This is a genomic window from Streptomyces sp. AC627_RSS907 (assembly GCF_019049165.1).
In genome coordinates this window covers 1-588 of the sequence record NZ_JAGMUE010001498.1, presented here as the reverse complement: position 1 = coordinate 588, position 588 = coordinate 1, and the positions used below count along the sequence as shown (strand labels likewise).

The window sequence follows — 588 nt, the reverse complement described above, 5'->3', positions numbered from 1 at the left end:
TCCTGATGCTGTCCTCGAACAACATCCTCAAGCCCGCCGACGGCCGGCCGGTGACGATGCCGACCCAGGACATGGTCCTCGGTCTGTTCTTCCTCACCACCGACGAGGCGGAGCGCGAGGTCATCGGCGAGGGCCGGTCCTTCGGCTCGACCGCCGAAGCGATCATGGCGTTCGACAACCGGGAGCTCTCGCTCCAGGCCAAGGTGGACATCCGCTTCCCGGTCGGCACCATGCCGCCGCGGGGCTGGACCCCGCCGGAGCCGACGGAGGACGAGCACGGCGAGCTGACCCGGCCGTACCAGCCGGGTGACAGCTTCCGGCTGACCACCTCGCTGGGCCGCGCGCTCTTCAACGAGCTGCTGCCCGAGGACTACCCGTTCGTCGACTACTCGGTGGGCAAGAAGCAGCTCTCCGAGATCGTCAACGACCTGGCCGAGCGCTACCCCAAGGTCATCGTGGCGGCGACGCTGGACAACCTGAAGGCGGCCGGCTTCCACTGGGCCACCCGCTCGGGCGTGACCGTCGCGTTCTCCGACATCCTCGGCCCGCCGGAGAAGCCGGCGATCCTGGACGAGTACGAGGCGAAGG

Annotated in this window: 1 pseudogene; it reads left to right on the top strand. The window is 68.9% G+C overall.

What is annotated here, in order from left to right:
- Positions 1-588 (top strand): annotated as a pseudogene (locus tag KUM32_RS42655) (DNA-directed RNA polymerase subunit beta'); the annotation flags it as partial.